The 17,350-nt window shown below is 38.1% G+C and carries 14 protein-coding genes and 1 pseudogene; 2 read left to right on the plus strand and 13 right to left on the minus strand.

Translation table 11 applies throughout. The features are described from left to right. Nucleotides 1-137: 137 nt before the first annotated feature. The 4 genes from CZ382_RS11775 to CZ382_RS11790 all read right to left on the minus strand — a co-directional run bounded on the left by CZ382_RS11775 (nt 138) and on the right by CZ382_RS11790 (nt 3,419). Nucleotides 138-443 (minus strand): TetR/AcrR family transcriptional regulator, encoded by a 306-nt coding sequence (locus CZ382_RS11775; RefSeq protein ID WP_200809524.1) that lies wholly within the window; start codon nt 441-443, stop codon nt 138-140. Nucleotides 444-672: 229 nt separating this feature from the next. Beyond that, nucleotides 673-1,416 carry a type I methionyl aminopeptidase gene (gene map / locus CZ382_RS11780; RefSeq protein WP_088051424.1) on the minus strand — a complete coding sequence of 248 codons (744 nt, stop codon included), beginning with the start codon at nt 1,414-1,416 and terminating at the stop codon, nt 673-675. A gap of 528 nt (nt 1,417-1,944) precedes the next feature. Next, complete coding sequence (locus CZ382_RS11785; protein WP_088051425.1) at nt 1,945-2,613, minus strand: YqeB family protein; 669 nt, start codon at nt 2,611-2,613, stop codon at nt 1,945-1,947. Nucleotides 2,614-2,822: 209 nt separating this feature from the next. Further along, nucleotides 2,823-3,419 (minus strand): TetR/AcrR family transcriptional regulator, encoded by a 597-nt coding sequence (locus tag CZ382_RS11790; protein ID WP_088051426.1) that lies wholly within the window; start codon nt 3,417-3,419, stop codon nt 2,823-2,825. A 533-nt stretch (nt 3,420-3,952) separates the two neighbouring features. On the opposite strand from CZ382_RS11790, the pseudogene CZ382_RS11795 reads away from it, so the two are divergent. Next, a pseudogene (locus CZ382_RS11795) lies at nt 3,953-5,089 on the plus strand (IS3 family transposase). Nucleotides 5,090-5,548: 459 nt separating this feature from the next. Here CZ382_RS11795 and CZ382_RS11800 read toward each other — a convergent pair. The 5 genes from CZ382_RS11800 to CZ382_RS11820 form a co-directional block, all read right to left on the minus strand. Next, a complete protein-coding gene (locus CZ382_RS11800; protein ID WP_088051427.1) occupies nt 5,549-5,947 on the minus strand; it encodes a DoxX family protein in 399 nt (132 codons plus the stop codon). A gap of 506 nt (nt 5,948-6,453) precedes the next feature. After that, nucleotides 6,454-7,167 (minus strand): alpha/beta fold hydrolase, encoded by a 714-nt coding sequence (locus CZ382_RS11805; protein WP_088051428.1) that lies wholly within the window; start codon nt 7,165-7,167, stop codon nt 6,454-6,456. Between the two features lie 404 nt (nt 7,168-7,571). Further along, nucleotides 7,572-9,005: an MDR family MFS transporter gene (locus CZ382_RS11810; RefSeq protein ID WP_088051429.1), complete on the minus strand. Its 1,434-nt coding sequence runs from the start codon at nt 9,003-9,005 to the stop codon at nt 7,572-7,574. A 298-nt stretch (nt 9,006-9,303) separates the two neighbouring features. Continuing rightward, on the minus strand, nt 9,304-9,645 hold the full coding sequence (locus CZ382_RS11815) for a HepT-like ribonuclease domain-containing protein (RefSeq protein WP_088051430.1): 342 nt from the start codon (nt 9,643-9,645) through the stop codon (nt 9,304-9,306). Then, nucleotides 9,629-9,934, minus strand: coding sequence for a nucleotidyltransferase family protein (locus tag CZ382_RS11820; protein ID WP_088051431.1), 306 nt, complete (start codon nt 9,932-9,934; stop codon nt 9,629-9,631). Before CZ382_RS11820 ends, CZ382_RS11815 begins: the two co-directional genes overlap by 17 nt. 495 nt (nt 9,935-10,429) lie before the next feature. On the opposite strand from CZ382_RS11820, the gene CZ382_RS11825 reads away from it, so the two are divergent. Next, complete coding sequence (locus CZ382_RS11825; RefSeq protein ID WP_088051432.1) at nt 10,430-10,606, plus strand: twin-arginine translocation signal domain-containing protein; 177 nt, start codon at nt 10,430-10,432, stop codon at nt 10,604-10,606. 107 nt (nt 10,607-10,713) lie between these two features. On the opposite strand, the gene CZ382_RS23750 is transcribed toward CZ382_RS11825, so the two are convergent. The 4 genes from CZ382_RS23750 to CZ382_RS11845 form a co-directional block, all read right to left on the minus strand. Beyond that, on the minus strand, nt 10,714-10,872 hold the full coding sequence (locus tag CZ382_RS23750) for a hypothetical protein (protein ID WP_155555423.1): 159 nt from the start codon (nt 10,870-10,872) through the stop codon (nt 10,714-10,716). A 442-nt stretch (nt 10,873-11,314) separates the two neighbouring features. Then, on the minus strand, nt 11,315-11,851 hold the full coding sequence (locus tag CZ382_RS11830) for a shikimate kinase (RefSeq protein ID WP_088053458.1): 537 nt from the start codon (nt 11,849-11,851) through the stop codon (nt 11,315-11,317). Between the two features lie 616 nt (nt 11,852-12,467). Then, nucleotides 12,468-14,270: a glutamine--fructose-6-phosphate transaminase (isomerizing) gene (gene glmS / locus CZ382_RS11840; RefSeq protein WP_088051433.1), complete on the minus strand. Its 1,803-nt coding sequence runs from the start codon at nt 14,268-14,270 to the stop codon at nt 12,468-12,470. A 788-nt stretch (nt 14,271-15,058) separates the two neighbouring features. Continuing rightward, the gene (locus CZ382_RS11845; protein ID WP_088051434.1) at nt 15,059-16,864 is read right to left on the minus strand and encodes a S9 family peptidase; all 1,806 of its coding nucleotides are present in this window, start codon (nt 16,862-16,864) and stop codon (nt 15,059-15,061) included. Nucleotides 16,865-17,350: the final 486 nt, after the last annotated feature.

The raw sequence follows: 17,350 nt of genomic DNA on the forward strand, positions 1-17,350 counted from the left end.
ATTATTCAGCTTCATTTAGTTGGAGGACACGATTATAATTGTAAACTAAATATCCTTCCGAAAAGTTCCTACAATATTCCACAATCATGTGGCCCGTTTATTGAATTGTCACATTCCGGCTTGGCAACGTAATTGTATTAAATAAGAAGTTGGGCAGAAAAGGGTCTGCTACGAAGGGCTTCGGAAATTGCATATCCATATTCCAATAATTGTTCTTGCCATGTATTTTTAGTTAATGAAATTTCAATTTCTCCACTTACTTGATTAATTAATTCTTGAAATATGGCTTCCTTGCTATTAAAGTGCCAGTAAATGGATGAAACCGTTAAATCGAGTTTTTTTGATAACTTCCTCATAGAAAATAACTCCAACCCCTCTTGTTGAAGTAACTTCCATGAAGTAGATATTATCTTATCCTTTGTAACGCTTTCCTTTATTGCCATGCTGTTTTACCTTCCTTCTATATTGAAAATTATTTATGTTTTATGTCCCATTATTTTCGATTATACGCAACATGGAGTTGTTTAAACAGTCATATGGCATAAAACAGGATAGTAATTAGTATGCAAAATATAAAAAGAAACAACATATTAGTTTGGAATAAAGTTTGATCATTTTTCTACCCATGTTGTTCCACAGGTGCGCCATATTGTGGTGTTAGTGCGGGTGCTCTTACAATGTAGTAATAATCGGTCCTTCCTTGGTAAGAATAACCGTATGTTCGTATTGAGCCACAAAGCTTTCATCGGTTAGGAAGGTCCATCCATCTTCAGATTGGAAAACTTCCTCTTCAAATGTAGAGATCATAGGCTCAAAAGCAATTACCATACCATCTTTTAAAATCTCGTCATCCCAGCGGGCGAAGTAATTGAAAATATGTTTTGGTGCTTCATGAATCGAACGCCCAACACCGTGTCCAGTAAGATTTTTTATAACTGTTAAGCCATGCTTTTTCGCAACATTGTGTGCAGCTTTTCCGAGCGCGCTTTTTTTTGAACCTGGCTTTGCCTTCTTAAGTCCAGCGTCAAATGCTTCTTTAGCAACGTCGCATATTTGCTGTAAAATTCTCTCCCCATTCCCTACTACAAAGGAAATTCCAGTATCTGCGAAATACCCGTTTTTTGAACCTGAAACATCAATATTTACTAAATCCCCTTCTTGAATGATCCGTTTCCTCTTCGGAATCCCGTGCGCTACTTCTTTATTTATGCTAATGCACGTATATCCGGGAAAATCATATTCTCCTTTTGGGGCAGATTGAGCCCCTGCTTTTTCAAACATCTCTCCCGCAATTTCATCGAGTTCTTTTGTGGTAATCCCAGGTTTCGTACTATGGACTAATTCATCTCGAATCGCCCCACAGATTTCACCAATTACTTTTAATCCATCAAAATCCTTTTTAGTCTTTGCAACCATTATATGTCCTCACTTTTTAATGTATTTTATGATTGGTATTCCATTTAGTTTCTAACATAAACAGAACGGTTTTTCTTCAACAATCTGTCCCGGTTTGCAGTATAACCTTATATATTACTTTTGCCATAGGAAATCATTTAATAAAGCATATCCAAAGTAGCAAAACGGTGCAACTCTTTTCAAAACGGTTTAACTTTTTTATAAATGGTCCAGCTTTTTTACAAACGGTGCGACTTTATTCTAAAGCCACAAAACTTGTTGATTTAGAATAAAGTTTAATCAAAAAGTGCCATTAAAACCTGATTTGGCTACAAAGGAAGAGCCTGTTTTTGTAAAAAGGATTGATCAAAACAGACTCTTAAAATATTTGCTACAGAAGATTCTTTGTAAAAAAGTTTGATCATTTTCTACCGTTGATCTTCCGCAATCGCGTTTTGTGGAATCTAACCATAATGTTACTGCCTTTTGCGCTTGTTAAACTATAGCGTTACTTTAAATGTAGTACTTCATAATAATAACCTTGTTTAGTTAAATCTTTCGTACATATTGATTATCACTCTGATCTTTCACAACTACCCCCAGCTCATTTAAATCCACTTTTAAATTTTTTGCCTTTTTCTTATCTCCTTCCCTAATTGCATTTCTACGTTTATATAAGATAGCATTAATTTTCTCTCCAAATGTATTATCTTCCAGGGTCCAAAGAACGAATTCATCTACATATGGATCCTGTTCACTCCAGGGGTAATGATGTTGCAGGAAGATTTCTCGTATTTTTTCCTTCTTAATGTCCGTCTTTTCACTCAAAAGCTCTTGACCTTTATTACCCGTAATTACGATCTCATTATCTTCCATAAAGATTTCTTTTATCTCGGATTTTCTAATTGTCTTTTCCTTTTCATCTTTATTGATCAATATTTCTTGATCGCTTATACTCATTTTTAGTGCTTCACTATAGACTGTTAGTGATAAAAGAACACCTATAACTACACCTACGAACATCAAGATAATAGACACCCAAAAAGGGTTGAATGAATCCAAAAGTTGAATGACTTTTGAATCGGAAAAGAAAGATATTCTTTTTACGAAATCCAACAACTTTGGAAGAAACCAGCCTATCGTTCCTAAAACAATAGGAAATAATACTGCAATCAATTTTTCCAAGAAACCCATACCAATTGTGGATGTATTTTTCATTGGGATTGTCACCTCCGGGATTTTATATTTTAAGATAGTTGAATTAAGATTTATGGAGTATCTTGAAATTCTGACAAAATATTCAATACAAAGTAAGTTAGAATACTTCGATGAAAATAATAATTATCAAACAACAAATACGCATTTAAAATATATAGCCTTATTCAACCATCAACTATTCTAATTAAAGTGAAGTAGACCTTTTGGTGTTACATAACTATTTTTGTTATTACTCTAGTTAAATCATCCCTATACTTCTCAAGACTAAAGGAATTCTTATTTTTAAGCATACTTTCTTCAATTGCACCTTGAATCAGGACACAAATCATTTCTACGTCAAATTCATTAGAAAACTCTTGACTCTCTTGTCCCTCTAACAAAATCTCTTTGAGCAATGCATTTAACAGATCTTCTTCGTCATCATCAGCTTTATAGTAAGGCACTCCTTCTTCGTTTTTAGCATTAAAAACAATTTCAATTAATGCAATATTATTTTTATAATTAGCTACTTGGTAAGTCAAACTAGCTTCAATATATGCTTTTAATTGTAAAATAGGCGTTTCTTCTCGAACAACCTTTCCACTAATAAAATCCAACTTTTTGTTAAGTAAATACAGTAAGGTTTGATTGATTAAATCCATTTTTCCAGAAAAATGATACGAAATTAATCCTGTACTTACTTTTGCCTTTTTAGCGACTTTAGTTAAACTGACATTTGTATAACCAACTTCGTCAAGTGTATCAATACAAGCTTGAATAATCTGTTCTCTTCGTGCTTCAGCAATAAAAGATTGTTTGTTTTCCATCAGGTTCTTCCTCTCGTTCATGTTGATTGTCCAATATTTAAATTGATCATCCAATCAATTTTTATTTTAGTACAAATTCCCTATTCCTGTCAACACCAAGTAATTCGCCAAATAGTCTTCTGATCAATATATAGCTAAAATCACCAAACATGATTAAAAATTTACCATACAACGGTTAAAAATATTTGTTTTTTCGATTGTAGTTTTGAAATAAAGTTTGATCAAAAGAGACCTCAGAACCCATATTCTATGGCAAATAAAAACAATCAATTTTGAAAAAAAGATTGTTCAAAATGGATTGCTCCCTTGTGAATTAGTATACATTTTTTATAAAAAAGTTGATTGTTTTATGACTACGATCCTTCAACAAACGTGTCCGATTGCAGTATAAAGTTCCTGAAAGTGAAGCTCCAACCCATCAATAATTAGCCATAATTCGCGTACCTAATAACACCGATGATATTAGTCTAATAATTGGACATAACAAACGGGGATTTTTATACTAAATATAATAATCTCTAGGAGTGTCTAAGATGGCCAAACGATATGATAAAGAATTTAAAATATATGCAGTTAAGTTGGTAGTGGAAGATGGCAGGAAAGCAGCCGAAGTGGCAAGAGAGTTAGACTTAGTCCCACAGACGCTACAAAAATGGATAGCTAAGTATAAGGAAAACGAAGAGGATAGCTTTGTAGGAAGCGGTAATCGCAGTCCCAAAGATCAAGCTGGGTATGAAAAAGATAAACGAATTCGTGATTTGGAAGAGGAGGTAGCTATTTTAAAAAAGGCTATGGGCATCTTCGCAAAAAACCAGAGATAATCTATGCATTTATCCAAGAACACCACCACGAATTTCGTGTAGAGAAGATGTGCCAAGTACTAGGTGTTTCCAAGAGTGGTTATTATGAGTGGAGAGATCGTCCTGTCAGCGATCGAGCCAAACGCAAACAAAAACTGACGTCCCAAATCAAACGTGTATTTATTGAATCGAAGAGAAGGTATGGAAGCCCTAAAATCACCCAGGTTTTACGTGGTGAAGGGATACCTGTTTCTCAAAAAACGGTGTCTCGTATCATGAGGGAAAATGGCTTACGTTCAAAACGGTGAAGAAATATAAGGCGACAACGAACTCGAAGCATTCGCACCCTGTCTATCCAAATCTATTAAACCAAAATTTTCGGGTAGATAAGCCAGGACAAGTATGGGTGAGCGATATCACGTACATTTGGACCAAAGAAGGATGGCTCTACCTAGCGACCGTCATGGATTTGTTTTCCAGGCGAATTATTGGTTGGGCAATGAGTCATCGAATGACCAAAGAATTAACACTCACTGCATTAAAAAGAGCCATCAGCCAGCAAACGCCGCAAGAAGGGTTGATTCATCATTCAGATAGAGGCAGCCAATATGCAGCGAAGGAGTATCAGCGCTTTTAAGAAAACATCATATCAGTATGAGCCGGAAAGGCAACTGTTATGATAATGCATGTATCGAGTCGTTTCATAGTGTGCTCAAGAAGGAATTAATCTTTCATGAGAATTATCAAACCAGAGAAGAAGCAAAGCGTAATATCTTCTCTTACATCATGACGTTTTATAATTTCAAGCGAATTCACTCGACCATTGGATATATGGCACCAATGGCGTATGAAAAAATGTATCTAAGGTAAGATAGCTTTATAGAAAAACGTACTAGCCTCTCTGTTAAAAGAAGGGGCGTTCTTTCCCCTTCTTTTAACAGAGAGGGAAGCAAGCGGAGCGCGGTAGGAATTTAAAAAATTCACCATTTCTAGTGTCCAATTTCTTGACATAGATCCAAAATACATCTAAAAATAGTTTTTTCATGTCCTCGAAATCGCATTTTTTTAAAATACTTACCTCCATCTAGTTAAACCTCCTACATCATGATTCATAAATTATGTATCGTTAATTTTCTGTTTTCTTTACACAATAGCAAAGGCACTTTTTGAACTTGTTCCTCTAAAACGCCCTTTTATTGAAGAATTATTTATTTTAGATGGCATTGTAGAACCAAATAAAGTGAAACTTCAATCAGTGGGGGGTTTTTTTCATCCCCACTGATTGTTAGTTTAACAGAATCGGACCTTTACGGGCAGTTGATCCCCCACTTACTTTTCTCGTCTATTCTCGAAAACTTGAAGTGGGGGTCTTACTGCCCGTTTAGGCGGGATAAAATTAAGCGTATTTAAACCGAACAATTTTAATGCCTTTTTTGAGCCATTCACGCCATGTCCGGCTTCAAGGTGTTTAAAAATGGCACCGCCAAGAACAATATTGATCATCAGCGCACCAATTCTCGCAAATTTTTTCCCTGATTTGGATATTATTGATATAAATAAAAATATGGAACCGATCAATTCAAGAAAGCCTGCAAACTTCATTGCCCTTCTGGATAATTTAAAGCCTTCTTTAAATTGCATTGCAGCCTGGTCATCATCTTGCACCTTTGGCAAGCTGCTTTGAAAAAGGGTTTTTGCGACATAACCATTGGAAAAATGTTGTAGCATGTCTATTCACTCCTGAGTCTAATGTGTATTTTCCAAACGTTTTTCCACGTTTAATGATAGTGATAAAAAACATTAACGTCGTATATCATATCAAAATCATCTGCAACATCCAAAGGCATTGCTTGCAAAGTCAACTCCTAAAATAAACGTTTTCTCTTCGGACTTACACAACCCAGCAAATATAATGTGGAATAGACACCCATAGTTAAACCGACTAATACCACGATTGTTATCACCCAAATAAGCATCTCCAAATTACTCATCTCCGCAATCCATAAACTTAAACAATCCGGCCCTTATATGCTATGTTGGCGCGATTCTTATTCGTAATCGCACCCGATGGGTAACAATGTAGAATTAGTGGTGTTTGCTTCACCGCCTTTTTTAACATCTTCTTCCTTAACTTTTATATGATATGTGGTAGCAAGTCCATATCCTCCACTTGCCCGCCTCCTGCTGCAAAAGGAGATTTGAAGCAATCCCATAATTACCATCTTACAAGGGATTCAATCAGAAATGATATTCTGGACAACATCGCCTAACGCCGCGGCTAGCTCCTTCGGGCGTGACAACATTGGCCAGTGGTGTGTCGGCAGATCAACATAGGTAACATCATTCAACTCTTCGAGGCCACTTAGCCACCCTTTTTCGATAAAAGACTTGATCTCATCAGATGTGTGCGCTGTGCAAATAATGGTGCTCGGCACATCAAGTCGCCTGTCATTGGTCAAAACAGGTGCCTCACGTACAGCACCACCCGGCTCGGGAACAGCTCGTTGTCTTAAAAGATTACGGTGTTCATCGCTCATTCCATTGATGTCGGCCTCATCAAGGTTTTTCCACGAAGGAAACGGCATCTCAACGCTATCGAATTCCGGATTCATTGCATCCTTCTCGGGGAAGCTATCAACATACACCATGGCAGCGATTTGTTCAGGCATGCGGTCACTCACAGCGTAACCTGTGGCTCCAGTAGCACTGTGTACGGCGAGCACAACAGGCTCCCCAGCTACTTTTACGGCATCACATATGGCATCGACGTGGTCAGAAAAATTAATTGCAGAACGATCGGTATCATTTGATTCCAAACCTGGCAGCGTCAAAGCTCTGACATTGTAACCATCCGCTCGGAGGACATCTGTAACATCATTCCATGCCCATGCCCCTAGCCAGAATCCGGGAACCAAAATGATCGGTGTATCTGATTTTTGTTTGTTCATGAATATTTCTCCTTTGTTATAAAATCAAAGAACCAATCCTTGTGTAAAATCATATAAATGCCGTGGGGCACAGTAGATTATACAGCTTGTACCCTGACAACCTCTGTCAGAAAAATTCATTTTCCTCAAAAAGTCCCTCCTCTACTTCTTTTGTCTCAATATATAGTCTTCTGTATTCTTTATTTCGACACAATAATAAAGATCCCTTTTTTAAAGGGGAGATTAGTCGTTAAATTGTTCCTTTTATTACTGTTTAAACATATATATTAATTAAAAAGGCTCCATTTTGAAAAAAGATTGAATCAAAATGGAGCCCCCGCTCAGTATATCCAAATTTCTACTTTAATCTTCAACTTTCTGCCTGATACAGCTAAGAATTCCTTCTTGAAAAAATCGAGTAAAATTTAACTTCTTACCGATTTGTTTGCACCCACTAATTTCTCTGCTTCCTCTGGAGGGTAGGTTTTCTTTATAAAAAAGGCCAAAATGACACCAACAACGGAAAGCACGGTGATCACTATAAAGGCAACATTCACGCCATGAATCATCGGGGTTAAGATCGTTGGGTCCTGCTTCGCCTCCTCTCCCGTTGTGGTCATGACAGTCACAAGAATCGCCGTTCCAATCGAAGCAGAGACCTGGCGCATGGTATTATTCATCGCTGTCCCATGCGCGATTAACCGTTTAGGTAATTGATTCAACCCAGCCGTTGTCACCGGCATCATCACCATCGACAATCCAAACATCCGAATAGCATAATAGATGGTGAGATAAGTAAACGAAGTTGAAGTCGTCAGGTTTGCAAATGGCAATGTCGTGAGAGTCATGATGATTAATCCCGTAATCGCCATCCACTTGGCGCCAATTTTATCGAAAATACGCCCCGTGATCGGTGACATCAAACCCATGACGAGTGCCCCGGGTAAAATGGCCAATCCGGATTCCATCGCTGTGAAGTCCCGCATATTTTGCATATAAAGCGGGATCAAAGTTTCGATTCCAATGAGACCCATAAATGCGAGCATTCCAATGCCGGTCGTCAATGTGAAAATAAAATATTTAAATACCCTGAATTCCAGCATCGGATGGGCAAGTCGCAGCTGCCGCACAATAAACAGAACCAAAGCAATCACACCTATTGTTAAGGTGAGTATGGTTGTCAAATTTCCCCAGCCGAAATTTCCTGCACAGGTGAAGCCATAAAGCAATCCTCCAAAACCAAACGAGGATAGAATAATAGATAAGATATCGACTTTCGGACGGGTCAGCTCTGTAACATTTTGCATGACACGCGTAGCAATGCCAATAAGCAAAAGGGCAATAGGCAAAATGACAAAGAACATGACACGCCAGGAATAAGCACTGATCAGCCAACCGGACAGGGCCGGCCCGATAGCCGGAGCAAACTGGATAACTAGGCCAACCAGCCCCATCGCAGCGCCTCGCTTATGAATTGGATAAATTAATAAAAAGACCGTTTGCATCAATGGCATCATAATCCCGGCACCTGCTGACTGTACAATTCGTCCAAATAAAAGAACACCGAAGTTCGGCGCAACTCCGGCAATTAATGTTCCAAAGGCAAAAATGCTCATTGCTGAAATAAAGAGCTGCCGTGTTGTAAAGCGTTCAATTAAGAATGCTGTAACGGGAATCATCACACCATTGACAAGCATAAAAACGGTTGTTAACCACTGGCCTGTATTTGCAGTAATATGCATTTCTTTCATAATCGGAGGGATTGCTGTTATCATCGTCGTCTGATTTAAGATTGAAATAAATGCCCCCGCCAATAGCAAGGCGACAATTGTCTTTCTGTTATAAGTTTGGGATGTCATTCATACCCACCTCTTCTATCTGTAAAAAAAGATAGTTTTATTATGACAAGTACCTATCATAACCTGTTTCCCAGCCATTTGAAAAGTAAGAAGCATCATCCCCCACTTTTTTTAATAAGCTGGGTGCTTATGTCCTGATCACTACATTAAACCCTGAACAATGCCTATTTGGCAAGTCCAGGGTTCTTTCTTGTAGCTATAAAAAAGATTTGATCATTTCTTCGGTATTTTCCCTGTTGAAGGTACAATACCTTTGCTTTTGATTGACCTTTTCTTTTAAGCCAGTAATGTTGAAAAGTTAATCAATTTCTTTTAAAAGTTGCTCTACTTGTTGTCTAAGTGTAGGAATTTTGTTTTGCACTACATCCCAAACAATCCGATAATTAATGGAAAAATAACCATGAATCATCATATCTCTCATTCCAGCCATCTTTCTCCACTCAACTTGAGGATTCATTTTTCGGATTTCTACTGGAATATTTTTGGTCGCTTCTCCGATAACCAAAATATTCTTAATGACCGCATCGAAAACTAAATCATTATCTAGGAAATCGTCATAGGATACTCCTCTAGTAAATTTCTCTACTTTAACTGCAGCGGATAAAATATCTTCTAAAAAAACTCTAGGCTCCCTCTGCATATATAGCCCCCCTTAAAATACTGGGTTTTAAAGCGGGTTTAATATCATCCAATATTACTAAATCAACCGGCTTCTGAAAATGATCCTCAAGGTTGAATTTTAAGTCCATGTAATTATCAAAAGACAAGTCTGTATCATTAAATTCTACTATCACATCAATGTCGCTGGATTCTTTTTGCTCTTCGCGGCTGTACGAACCAAACAAGCCAATACGCTTAACACCATATTTTTCTTTCCATATATTCAATTTTTTTGACAATTCATCAAGGATTTCCTGTTGAGATAACATATCATCACCGTCATTTCCCGATACATATTTATTTTCATTATAACATTACCATGTAAAAATTATTCTTCTATGCAGTGAAAAACCAAGTTAATAATCCATGGAAATCACTAATTATTTACCTCTACACTATTTATTTCTGATAATGCATTAAAAAACAAATCGGGTTGTTCCATCATTGTCATATGCCCAGCATCAGGAATGATAAAGATTTTTTTATTTGGGGCCTTTATTTCTTCAAAGTATTTTTGAGCAATGGTGTATGGTGTCTGCCAGTCATTTCCGCCCAGCCATAGGTAACTTATTTAAAATATTACAATAAACCTCGTTTTTGATAGAACGGTCTTTGGTTTTTAAGACCGTTCCATCAAAAATGAGGCCAGCAAGCGACAGCGCGGTAGCCGAACAAGGTGTACAAAATGGGAGCGCCTGGAATATTGGTATGAAAGCAACGTCGAGAAAAACTTGACACATACATAGAGGGAGGAAGAAAAGTGTTTGTCTGATAATGATGATAAAATTAATATATCTTCACATGACAATGATAAAAACTATAATCCAAGTCGCCGAAGATTTGTCAAGAATACAGGAATGGTGGTCGGAGGTTTAGCTGGAGGTTCGCTGCTTGGCGGACTTTTGACGAATCAATTCCAAAAAAAATGCTACAATAGATAACCCTAAAGAAAACAATAAGAAAGAGGCATATACGGAAGCGCTCATATTTTTCACAAGATATGAAGACTTTGTTGTTCTGGAACAAGCTACCGAGTGCATTTTAATCGTTAAGCCTTTTTTATAACCGCATGGTCAATGATAGCTAACGGTCCAAATCCAGTATCCGCATGTTTAGCCCCAAGAATATTCCCCGGTTGGACACGTGTAATTGTGAATGGACCTTTGAAAGGCTGTCTATGACTTTCCGCTACAAGTTTTTGTAACAATACAAACTCCCCCTTCATCATAGTATACAAGAAAATCGATTATCCAAAAGGAGATCGATTTTATGATGATCATATGATTTTAGTTATTTATTTAATAGCATACGGATCCTGTTTTATCTTTTACATTACGCACAAATATACCACCCACATCTACCACCATTCATACAACAACTTCCTCAGGAATATGATGTACGTTATATTGGCACTAATCCTTACTGTGGAATAGCGTTAGCAAGTATATATTAGCCTCATCTAATATATAACACGCTTTCCAACTAACATGATACATAAGGGGTTGGTGTTTGTTCTTTTACATTTAAGCAATGAAAAAGATTGATCAAAATGGATTCTTCTCTAACCGATTAAAAAGGTTTGATCATTCAGTTTAATGGTCTAGAGGTATATGGCTATTGACACACTTATACGACTAATCTGTTTCCAGTCATGCTAAAAGTAATGCCTCTAAATCATCTACCGCCTCGGAAGCACTTTTTCCATCAATACGATATTGATAGTTTGCCCTGTTATATGTTCTTCCGAAGTATTCTATATCAAGGCTAATTTCTTTTAAATAATACTTTTCACTTTCCTTAGATTGTTCCACTTCAATTGGATTCGAATAATCATCATAAAACCTTATACGCTGCAATATGTTTTTTGCCCTATCTTTTAAAACGACCGTTACCAGACTGTCATCCTGCTTAATAATCCGCCAATAAGAATCCATCAATCCGCTTGGTGGCATAGCTATAATAAAATCATCTTCATTCTCTTCAAGAATTTTGCTTAGAACAACTCTTGCCTCCTTTCTATAGCTATGCTCTGTTAAAAACTCTCTTTTTAGAAATGAAATCGGACGGTTAAAATAATTCTCAATTTCATAATCAAAATCAAAAAACTTATAGTCCACTTTGTCGGCAAGCATTTTTCCTATAGTCGACTTTCCTACACAGGATACACCAGTAAGCACAATTCTCATCCGTTTTCCCCTCCTGCTTAAAGACGCAAATTTTATAGTACGAGCCCAGTACGCTATTATTTTCACAAATTTTGTTGATAGCGTTGCAGCTAATAACCCTTGAACAACAAGTCTTTCCTGTCCACCTGGGGTTATATGATGAATCACTTTATCATCTGAAATATTGTAAATAATTGAATATCCCTAACTGTAAAAGTCCGTTCAAACGTAATTAATAATAAATATGTTTATTATTTTTTCAAGAACTTCTCTCCAAACAGGAGAAAGTTTCCTACATTCTTTACAAGTTGTACACCCAATTTATATCCATATATTTTCCTTTTTTCTTTTATATATTTTGATCTGGGTGAGCAATCTAATGAGGAGAAATCTTGAATTTTTAGCCGTAACTGATAATATGCACTGCTAGATTCTCTATCGTCTTTTTCCACTTATCAAATTTGGGTGTCTTTTTCTTTTCGCCACAAAAACACCCCTTTAGACAATCATATCCAAAGGGGTAAAACGGTGCAACTTTTTTATAAACGGTATAACTTTATTTTAAACGGTACATCTTTTTTATAAACGGTACGACTTTATTTCAACGCCACAAACAAAACTCATAATCCACCTAACCCTACTCCACCGTCACACTCTTCGCCAAATTCCTCGGCTTATCAACATCACAGCCACGGTGCAACGCTGCATAATATGCCAGTAACTGCATAGGCACAACCGTTACAAGCGGTGACAATAATTCATGAACATGCGGTAAAACAAATGCATCACTATCTTGCTCCAGGCCTTTCATGCTGACGACTATCGCATTTGCTCCACGGGCGACTACTTCCTGCACATTACTGCGGATTGCGTAGTTGACTTCGGCTTGGGTTACTAGTGCAATAACTGGAGTACCTTCTTCAATTAACGCAATTGTTCCATGCTTTAACTCGCCACCAGCGAAACCTTCTGCTTGAATATAGGAGATTTCTTTAAGCTTTAATGCACCCTCCAGGCAAACAAAGTAGTCACTGCTTCTACCGATGAAAAATGCGTTGCGCGTTGTCTCCAGGTAATTTCTTACAAGAGCTTCAATTGCTTCTTTCTGATCCGTTAAAATTTCCATCGCATTGGCAGCAATCGCCAGCTCCTGCATTGGATCAAAGTCTAGTGGAATACCTTTTGCCCGGGCTGTGTCAACCGCTAAAATTGCTAATACTGCGATTTGTGCTGTATATGCTTTTGTTGACGCGACGGCGATTTCTGGTCCTGCATAAAGATTCAATGTGTAATCTGCTTCACGAGAAAGGGTGGATCCTGGCACATTTGTAATCGTCAGTGCTGGATGTCCCATTTCTTTAATTTTTACTAATACTGCACGGCTATCGGCTGTTTCTCCGCTTTGAGAAATAAACACAAATAATGGTTGTTCCGATAGGAGTGGCATGTTATATGAAAACTCGCTTGCTACATGGACTTCAACTGGAATCTTAGTTAATTTTTCAATGAACTGTTTTCCAACCAACCCAGCATGATAACTTGTTCCCGCAGCAATGATATAAACACGGTCACATGCTTTCATTGCTTGGCGTACATTTGCATCGAGTTTCAGTTCATTATTTTCATTTTGATATTCATTGATAATTTTCCGCATGACAAATGGCTGTTCGTCAATCTCTTTCAACATAAAGTGCTGGTATGTTCCTTTTTCAATATCACTTGCGTCAATTTGAGCTGTGTATGGTTTACGATCGACGACTGAACCATTAAGCTTTTGAACCTCAACAAAGCCGCGGTTCACTAAGACAATTTCCTGGTCAAAAATCTCAAGATATTGATCCGTTACTTTTAATGTAGCCATTGCATCGCTCGCGACAACGTTGAACCCATCTCCTAAACCAACCAATAATGGACTCTTATTTTTTGCCACATAAAACGTTTCTTGATCTTCTGCATCGATCATGCCGATTGCGTAAGAACCTTTTAAAAGACTCACTGTTTGACGAAATGCTTCAGCAGTATCTTGATCTTTTTCAAAAAATTTTTCGATTAGCTGAACAACAACTTCGGTATCTGTTTCACTGGCGAACGTTACATCCTCAAGAAATTCCTTTTTCAATTCCTGATAGTTTTCAATAACACCATTATGAACGAGTGTAAATCTGCCTGACGCGCTTTGGTGCGGGTGTGCGTTTTCTTCGCTCGGTACGCCATGTGTCGCCCAGCGGGTATGGCCGATTCCCATTGTTGCATGAACAGCGCTATCCACTCGATCCCGAAGCGTCGCGATACGCCCTTTTACTTTAAAAAGGTTCATTCCGTCATCATTTAGCATCGCAATTCCAGCTGAGTCATAGCCGCGATATTCCAATTTTTCTAATCCATTTAGCAATATTTCTTTCGTATCATTCTGTCCAATATAACCTACAATTCCACACATATCGTTGTTTCCTCCTTGTATTAAAAGGGGCAACAAACGACCTTTACATAAGAAAAACACTAAAGCGTCTTTCGTGAAGCAAGAGGTCAGAAGCCAGACGTAAGAATCGCCTATTTCGCTGAAAAAGGTCTAAAAGTCAATTCCTAAGCTAACTTCCAACATCTTGCCTCTTACTTCTGTTACGGGGCGTTTTGCTGCCCCTTTCTCGTGATTGTTTTTGTCATCCCGCTTTCTTCTTTGTACAACAAGTTACCTCATTGGTTTGAGAACAAAGCATAACGATTGAGATGTACAACCGGGAGGAATCCGCCGAATACACTCGATTAGCCTCCACCTCGTCAACTATTTTCTTTACCGATCTGAAAATAGTTCTGGCGCTTTTCTTGCTTTTAATTAGCTATCCACCTTTCTGCATTAAACTGAATGACCCACCCGGGACAATTTCGAATGAGCACACCATTCATTTTAACCGACAATCAATGAATTGGTCAATCTTTTTTTTGGGGGTGGTATTATTTAGTTTATGAAGGGCTGCAAAATATGTTCATTGCTATTGGCCTTCATTACTTCGTATGTAATATCCAAAAAGCATCTTTTCTGTTTGCTCACTGGCGAACTTGCAGCATTTACTGTCCGAATTTGGGAGTTTACTGTCCAAACTTGGCGGTTTACTATCCGATCTGGCACATTTATTGTCCAAACCCTGCAGTTACTTTCCAAGCGTGTAAAAACACACAGAAATCAGGTAAGACCGTACCGGGCGGTTATACCTGATTCCTCCATTTCGCTTATGCGCGCTGCTTTTCATCCTGATGCTTTGCCAAAAAGTCTAGCATTCGTGTATAAACCTCGATCTCATTTTTCTTTTTTGAAAATCCGTGACCTTCATCTTCCATGACAAAATACTCAACATCACGGCCTTTTTCCTTTAATTTAGCAACAACCTGGTCGGATTCCTCTTTCACAACCCGCGGATCCTTTGCCCCTTGGATGACAAGCATCGGTTTAACCATACCATCCAAATATGTAACTGGGGAATCTTTAATAAACCGTTCCTTGTCACGTTCCGGGTCACCTATCCAGCGTTCCATGATTGGTTTCCAATGCGGTGGAACAGAATTAACGAATGTGAATAAATCGGATGGGCCAAATATATCAACGACAGCCTTGAAGTATTCCGGATGACGTCCATGTAACAATAAAGCCATGTACCCGCCAAAACTTCCGCCAACCAGAAATAGTTTATCACGATCGGAAATACTATTCGCAAACAGCCACTCCATTCCGGCTACACAGTCCAGTCTTGGTCCTTCTCCCCAGTCCTGTTCCACCAGTTTTACAAATGAAGATCCATAGCCAGTACTCCCGCGGAAGTTCGGTGCAAAAATACTGTATCCGCGGTTGAGAAAACATTGAAACATCGAGCGGAATGTTTTTCGTTCAGCCGCCTGTGGTCCACCATGCGGCCAAAAAATCGTATGGCCATTGTCGGAATCCGGATCAGCTTTAAACAATAATGCTTCGATTTCCATTCCATCAAACGATTTATATGATACAACTTCCGGTTCAACCATATCTTCACTGCTAACACCAAGCACAGTATTATTGGTCAACCGTTTCCAGCTGCCGCCATCAGCTGAATAATGAATATTCATTGGTTCGGTAGCATTGATGCCCAGTACATATAATCCCCCGGACTGCGCCACATGAATTTGGCCAATAACATCAACCGGCAGGGCCAGTTCTTCCAGTTCCTCGCTTGCAATATCATACCGATACAGGCCATCCACTACACCATTTTCCGTAACAAGATAAAGGGTGTTTTGCTTTTTATTGAATTTCAGTGATTGTACACTTTCCTGATCAATCGTAACAACTGCAGAAAATTGTTTCGATTGCAAATCGAACTTTGCCAGATAGCTATACTCACTTTCATAGTCCGTGACAAAGTAAATGGTCGAATTATCGGTAAAGACAGGATCAAACGTTACGTGAACCTTTTTCGGATCGGGAGTAAGACTAAACGTTTGGTCGCCAGCTTTTACAATACTCGTTACGTACGTATTGGCGAAGGCGCGCAAATAGACGCATGTATGCTCATCATCCGATACAGCAGCTAATTCAGTGGGAGAAAGTTCACCAGTGTTGATTAACGTATCAGAACCATCAAGCAAATGGCGTACCCGTGCGTTTAAATACGATGGATTGCCTTCCGAGGTCATGTAATAAATACGTTCCCCGTCATCGCTTAAATGGGAAAAGTAATACTTCTCCTTTGCATCACCTGTGATCAGTGGCTGCGGCAGGCCGCCATCATAAGGAATGGCATATATATGGTGGTTTTCATCACCATCTTTATCAAACCCTGCCAATACATACCGGTTTTCCGGATCGAATGTAATAAAATTGCATGACTCATCCTGATGGGCAAACAAATATGGATAATTATCAGGCAAATCCATCGCCCACAGATTCATTTTTCCGTTTAAATTTGCAGCAAAAACAAGACGTTTCTCATCTTTGCTAACAGCAAAATTTGTAATCGCGTACGTTCTAAAAAATTGCTCGACAGTCGGTTTTGGAAACTGTATCATCGATAATTCCCCCTAAAAGTTTTATATCTATGAATTCGATACAGGTAGCCACTTTTCCTGCACGATTGGAAGCACGTTAGCTAACTATCCAAAATTGTTCCAGGATAGAGGTTATCGTACCAATTTTCAGCTATAACACCTAAGATTGAATCTTATTCTATGCAGGCTATTTTTTAGGTATATGTACCTATTTGATCTCCTGCCATTCCATTTGAATAAGTAAGCACGCTGAAGAATAGGAAATTATTAATTGTAAAATTTCCCCCCTTTTGAAGGAAAAAGCAAATCGATGTCGAATAGGTATATTGAAATCACAAAAATAAAAGGAGGAATTTCATGTCTTATTATCCTGTTTTAAAATTTTCTAATGCAGAAATGGGGGATTTGCACAATTTAAAGAAGGAGACAAAAGAGATAATTACGCCTATCATCGAATCTAAAGTAATACCTGAAAATAAAGTTGATGTGGTAATCAACTTTTCGAAC

It is taken from the genome of Virgibacillus dakarensis (genome assembly GCF_900155625.1).
GTDB lineage: Bacteria > Bacillota > Bacilli > Bacillales > Amphibacillaceae > Lentibacillus_C > Lentibacillus_C populi.

Bases quoted from the DNA above. Each gene is read 5' to 3' on its own strand.
- CZ382_RS11810 (WP_088051429.1), bottom strand. From the start codon at position 9,005: ATGACATCCCAAACTTATAACAGAAAGACAATTGTCGCCTTGCTATTG.
- CZ382_RS11805 (WP_088051428.1), bottom strand. From the start codon at position 7,167: ATGAACAAACAAAAATCAGATACACCGATCATTTTGGTTCCCGGATTC.
- glmS (WP_088051433.1), bottom strand. From the start codon at position 14,270: ATGTGTGGAATTGTAGGTTATATTGGACAGAATGATACGAAAGAAATA.
- CZ382_RS11785 (WP_088051425.1), bottom strand. From the start codon at position 2,613: ATGAAAAATACATCCACAATTGGTATGGGTTTCTTGGAAAAATTGATT.
- CZ382_RS11775 (WP_200809524.1), bottom strand. From the start codon at position 443: ATGGCAATAAAGGAAAGCGTTACAAAGGATAAGATAATATCTACTTCA.
- map (WP_088051424.1), bottom strand. From the start codon at position 1,416: ATGGTTGCAAAGACTAAAAAGGATTTTGATGGATTAAAAGTAATTGGT.
- CZ382_RS11800 (WP_088051427.1), bottom strand. From the start codon at position 5,947: ATGCTACAACATTTTTCCAATGGTTATGTCGCAAAAACCCTTTTTCAA.
- CZ382_RS11830 (WP_088053458.1), bottom strand. From the start codon at position 11,851: ATGAGAATTGTGCTTACTGGTGTATCCTGTGTAGGAAAGTCGACTATA.
- CZ382_RS11790 (WP_088051426.1), bottom strand. From the start codon at position 3,419: ATGGAAAACAAACAATCTTTTATTGCTGAAGCACGAAGAGAACAGATT.
- CZ382_RS11815 (WP_088051430.1), bottom strand. From the start codon at position 9,645: ATGCAGAGGGAGCCTAGAGTTTTTTTAGAAGATATTTTATCCGCTGCA.
- CZ382_RS11845 (WP_088051434.1), bottom strand. From the start codon at position 16,864: ATGATACAGTTTCCAAAACCGACTGTCGAGCAATTTTTTAGAACGTAC.
- CZ382_RS11820 (WP_088051431.1), bottom strand. From the start codon at position 9,934: ATGTTATCTCAACAGGAAATCCTTGATGAATTGTCAAAAAAATTGAAT.